The organism is Nocardiopsis protaetiae, from assembly GCF_045446735.1.
In the GTDB taxonomy this organism is placed as follows: Bacteria; Actinomycetota; Actinomycetes; order Streptosporangiales; family Streptosporangiaceae; genus Nocardiopsis; species Nocardiopsis protaetiae.
Window position 1 is genome coordinate 1 of record NZ_JBJJBV010000382.1, and the last position, 5,033, is coordinate 5,033.

Annotated in this window: 4 protein-coding genes; 1 reads left to right on the forward strand and 3 read right to left on the reverse strand. The window is 73.4% G+C overall.

Annotated elements, in window-relative coordinates:
* The first annotated feature begins 309 nt into the window (after positions 1–309).
* Positions 310–753, forward strand: coding sequence for an acyl-CoA thioesterase (locus ACJOT3_RS32350; RefSeq protein ID WP_406976933.1), 444 nt, complete (start codon positions 310–312; stop codon positions 751–753).
* 126 nt (positions 754–879) lie between these two features.
* Here ACJOT3_RS32350 and ACJOT3_RS32355 read toward each other — a convergent pair whose 3' ends face one another.
* From ACJOT3_RS32355 to ACJOT3_RS32365, 3 genes are all read right to left on the reverse strand, one after another.
* Positions 880–1,407: a globin gene (locus ACJOT3_RS32355; protein WP_406976934.1), complete on the reverse strand. Its 528-nt coding sequence runs from the start codon at positions 1,405–1,407 to the stop codon at positions 880–882.
* 194 nt (positions 1,408–1,601) lie between these two features.
* Positions 1,602–3,266 (reverse strand): energy-dependent translational throttle protein EttA, encoded by a 1,665-nt coding sequence (gene ettA / locus ACJOT3_RS32360; RefSeq protein ID WP_406976935.1) that lies wholly within the window; start codon positions 3,264–3,266, stop codon positions 1,602–1,604.
* Between the two features lie 64 nt (positions 3,267–3,330).
* The gene (locus tag ACJOT3_RS32365; RefSeq protein ID WP_406976936.1) at positions 3,331–4,311 is read right to left on the reverse strand and encodes a DUF4192 domain-containing protein; all 981 of its coding nucleotides are present in this window, start codon (positions 4,309–4,311) and stop codon (positions 3,331–3,333) included.
* Positions 4,312–5,033: the final 722 nt, after the last annotated feature.

The window sequence follows — 5,033 nt, forward strand, 5'->3', positions numbered from 1 at the left end:
GGATGGCCGGAGCGCGGTCCGGGGTGCGCCGCCGGGCGGGTGGCCGGGACAGGGCCCGGTATGAGGCCGGGGCAGGTCCGACGTGCGGCGGGGCAGGTCCTGCGTGGGCCCGGTGTGAGGCCCGGAGGTCCGGCGTGCGGCGGGGCGGGTCGGGCATGCGGCCGGAGCAGCTCCGGCGTGGGGCCGCTCTCGCCCCCGGGAGAGCAAGGACACAGAGCCCGGAGGTGCCCGCCCGTGTGCCCGCACGCCCTGCACTGGGAGAATCGGACTCGGGCCGACCCCCCGCAGAGCCACGAGAGGACACAGGACGTGACACAGACCGAGGAGGCCGCGGGCACCCGGACGGAGAACGGGCCGCGCAGGCACGTGCACCTGGCGCAGGTCCGCTACGCCGACCTGGACCCGCAGCACCACGTCAACAACGTCCGGATGCTGACCTACCTCGAAGACGCCCGGGTGTCGTTCCTGCGCTTCGGCGGTGCGGTCGAGGGCGAGGAGGTGTTCGGCGCCATGGTGGTGGCCCGCCAGGAGGCCGACTACGTGGCGCCGCTGCTGCCGCGTTCGGAGCCGGTGCGGGTGGAGCTGTGGGTGACCGAGGTGCGCAACGCCAGCTTCTCGCTGGCCTACGAGATCCTCGACGACGACCACGTGTACCTGCGCGCCCGCACGGTGCTGGTGGGCTTCGACGTGCCCGCGCAGCGCGCCAGGCGCCTCAACGACGTCGAGCGCGCCTTCCTCAAGCAGTACCTCTGACCCGGCCCCGACCGGCTCCCGACCGGGCACGGCCGCCCGCGGTGGCCCGCGGACGGCGTACGCCGGGCGTGCTGAGCCGCTCGGCCCCGGGATGCGGGACCGCCGGACCACTTGGGGGAGGCCGGGCTACTTGAGGGAGATGGTGACGACCTCGCCGTCGTCACCCTCGTCGTCGGCGGCCTCGGAGGACACGGCGACCCGGGTGGGGTCGGCGACCGCCGGGCGCGACACCTCCTCGGGAACGTTCACCATGCTGTGCGCCGCCATGACCATGTACTCCCACAGCTGCCGCTCCAGCACCTCGTGCAGGTCCAGGGAGTCGACGGCGGCACGCATGTGCCGCAGCCACAGGTCGCGTTCGGCGGCACCGATGCGGAACGGGAAGTGGCGCATCCGCAGCCGGGGGTGGCCGCGCAGCTCGTTGTAGGTGCGGGGGCCGCCCCAGTACTGGATGAGGAACAGCCGCAGCCGCTCCTCGGCCGGGCCCAGGTCCTCCTCGGGGTACATGGGCCGCAGAACGGGGTCGTCGGCCACGCCCTCGTAGAAGCGGCGGACCAGGCGGGTGAAGGTCTCCTCACCGCCCACGGCCTCGTAGAACGTCATGTGCACGGGCTCCTCGCCCGGGCTCTGCTGGTCATCGCGCGCGGAAGTCATCGCCCCTAGGGTATGCGACGTTCCGTCCCCCTTCCGAGGGCCGCAGGGCCCGGGGAATAAAGCCGAAGGGGCCGCGGGACCGATGACGGTCCCGCGACCCCTCGTGCGACGGCTCCGGGCGGGCGCCCGGCAGGCGCCGAGACCCGCCCGGCGGGTGCCCGGGGCCGGTCGGCGCGGGCGCCGACCGACCGGTGCTAGTCGCGGGTGAGCTTGCGGTGGGTGACCGCGTGCGGACGCGCGGCCTCCGGGCCCAGGCGCTCGATCTTGTTCTTCTCGTAGGACTCGAAGTTGCCCTCGAACCAGAACCAGTTGGCGTCGCCCTCCCAGGCCAGGATGTGCGTGGCGACGCGGTCCAGGAACCAGCGGTCGTGGGAGGTGATCACGGCGCAGCCCGGGAAGTCCAGGAGCGCGTTCTCCAGCGAGCCGAGGGTCTCGACGTCGAGGTCGTTGGTGGGCTCGTCCAGGAGCAGCAGGTTGCCGCCCTGCTTGAGGGTGAGCGCCAGGTTGACGCGGTTGCGCTCACCGCCCGACAGGACGCCGGACTTCTTCTGCTGGTCGGAGCCCTTGAAGCCGAACGCGGCGACGTAGGCGCGGCTGGGGATCTCGACCTTGCCGACCTGGATGAAGGTCTCGCCGTCGGAGATGCTCTCCCAGACGTTCTTGGAGTCGTCGATACGGCCCCGGTACTGGTCGACGTAGGAGATCTCGACGGTGTCGCCGACGTTGATGACGCCCTGGTCCGGGGTCTCCTCGCCGACGATCATCTTGAACAGGGTGGTCTTGCCGACACCGTTGGGGCCGATGACACCGACGATGCCGTTGGGCGGCAGCGAGAAGCTGAGGTCCTCGATGAGGACGCGGTCGCCGAAGCCCTTGGTGAGGTTCTTGACCTCGACCACGGTGGTGCCCAGGCGCGGACCCGGCGGGATCTGGATCTCCTCGAAGTCCAGCTTGCGGGTCTTGTCGGCCTCGGCGGCCATCTCCTCGTAGCGCTGGAGACGGGCCTTGCTCTTGGTCTGGCGGGCCTTGGCGTTGGAGCGGACCCACTCCAGCTCGTCCTTGAGGCGCTTGGCGCGCTTGGCGTCCTTCTGCCCCTCGACCTTCAGGCGGCCCTGCTTGGTCTCCAGGTAGGTGGAGTAGTTGCCCTCGTAGGGGTAGAACTGGCCGCGGTCCAGCTCCAGGATCCAGGTGGCCACGTGGTCCAGGAAGTACCGGTCGTGGGTGATCGCGATGATCGTGCCCGGGTACTTGGCCAGGTGCTGCTCCAGCCAGTTGACACTCTCGGCGTCGAGGTGGTTGGTGGGCTCGTCGAGGAGCAGCAGGTCGGGCTGTTCGAGCAGCAGCTTGCACAGGGCGACGCGGCGCTTCTCGCCACCGGAGAGCCTGGTGACGTCGGCGTCCCCGGGCGGGCAGCGCAGCGCGTCCATCGCCTGGGCGAGCTGGCTGTCGAGGTCCCAGGCGTTGCGGTGGTCGAGCTGCTCCTGCAGCTTGCCCATTTCTTCGAGCAGGTCGTCGGAGTAGTCCGTCGCCATCTGCTCGGCGATCTCGTTGAAGCGGGTCAGCATCGCCTTGGTCTCGGCGACGCCGTCCTCGACGTTCTCCAGGACGGTCTTGCTCTCGTCGAGGTGGGGTTCCTGGGCGAGCAGGCCGACCGTGAACCCGGGCATGAGGCGCGCCTCGCCGTTGGACGGCTGCTCGATGCCGGCCATGATCTTCAGAAGCGTCGACTTACCCGCACCGTTGGGGCCCACGACGCCGATCTTGGCTCCGGGCAGGAACGACCCCGAGACGTTGTCCAGGACGACCTTGTCGCCGTGCGCCTTGCGCACGTTGTTCATGGTGTAGATGTACTCCGGCATACCTCCAAGCCTAGGGCGTCGCGGGTCGTGCCCCCGCCATCGCGGGGGCCGCCCGAGCGGTCGGTCACCCCTCCCCGGTGGAATCGCGCCACCGTTCCACCGGGAGCCCCCAGGCCAGCGCCCGCCCCATGAGCACCGCCATGGAGTACCCGGGGTCGGCGGCCAGGGCGGTCTCCACGGCGGCCATGGCGAGCAGGTCGTCGCCCTGCTGCCAGGCGGCGACCGCGGTGAGCGCGGCGGGGGCGGCCCGCCAGCGGTCGGGCAGGTGCCGGACCAGGTGGGCCCACAGGTCGCGGTGGCGCGAGGCGGTGCTCGCGGTGATGGCCGACCAGGCCCGGTCCCGCACCCGGACGTGCCCGAGGTGGACGCCCAGCCTGGCGGTGTCCTCGCGCCCGGGGAGCCCGTCGCCGCCGCTGGCCGCCCGGACCGCCGCCGTGCCCCGGGCGATCCGGGTCTTGTCCGGCAGCGCTCGGATCCGGCCCGCGAACGCCTCCGCGACCGCCCCCACCGCCGCCTGCTCGGACGCGCCCACAGGGTCCAGCAGGGCGCGGATGCGCTCGACCTCGGCGGGCGGGACCCAGGGCGACCGGGCGGGGGTGATGCCGCGCAGAACGGCGCCGGCGGGCACCGGTGAGCCGTCGACGTTGACGACGGTGCCCTCGGCCGGGCAGCAGGTGGGGGACACGCAGGTGTAGGACCAGTAGCGCCCGTCGGTGACGCGCAGGGCGTCGATGATGTTCACCCGGCGTTCACGCGCGGTGAGCATCAGGGCGTCCACGTAGGGCGTGACCCGGTCGGGCGGACCGTAGGCGACGATGAGCAGTCCGCTACAGCCCTCGGCGACGGCCATGTCGACCGGCGGCCGCGCCCGCTCCATGGGCGACAGGTGCCGGTGCGTCCCGTCCAGCGCCCCGCAGAACGCGGCGTGCACACCGACCCCCTTGGCCGCCAGCACCACGATCCCGGGGTCGGGCGGCTCGCCCACCAGGTAGGGCATCCCGGCGATGATGTCCAGCGGGTTGCGCAGCGCCAGCCGCCCGCCCACCGGCGCCCCGTCCGCCGCGCTCCCCCACCGCCCGCCACCGGTCGGCCCCGAAGCCCCCTGGTCGGCGGCCGTCCGCCGATCCCTCCGGTTACCGGCGTCCGAACCACCACCCGCACCCCCGGCATCGCCACCGCCCGCCCCCGGGCCCGGGCGGCCGGACGGCCCCTCCCCCGGCGCGCCGCCTTCCGGGGCTCCGCCCGCCGAAGCAGCGGGCGGGAACTCGGCCCCACCCCCGGCATCAGCGGAGCGACCGGACCCGTGCGCAGCCGAACCGCCAGCGGCCAAGTCACCTACGGGCGGCCGCCCGCCCGGCGGAGCGGTGGGCGAACGACGATCGGGAACACCGCCCGGGCGATCCCGCCCCGGCCCACCCGGCGGAGCGACATTGCCGCCCGCCGAAGCAGCGGGCGGGAGTCCGGCACCGCCAGCGGAAAGCCCGCCCGGCGGAGAACCGGCCCCGTGCGCGGCCGAACCGCCCGGAAGCGGCCGCCCGCCCGGCGGAGCGGTCGGCGGACGACGGTCGGGAACACCACCCGGGCGATCCCGCCCCGGCCCACCCGGCGGAGCGACATTGCCGCCCGCCGAAGCAGCGGGCGGGAACTCGGCCCCACCCCCGGCATCAGCGGAACGACCGGACTCGGGGGCGGTCGGCGGGAGGGGTCGGGGCGGCTTGGGCGGGGGCGGGAGGAGGCCGCCGGGGTACGGGGGCGGGGCCGACCCGC

Bases quoted from the DNA above. Each gene is read 5' to 3' on its own strand.
- ACJOT3_RS32355 (WP_406976934.1), bottom strand. From the start codon at position 1,407: ATGACTTCCGCGCGCGATGACCAGCAGAGCCCGGGCGAGGAGCCCGTG.
- ettA (WP_406976935.1), bottom strand. From the start codon at position 3,266: ATGCCGGAGTACATCTACACCATGAACAACGTGCGCAAGGCGCACGGC.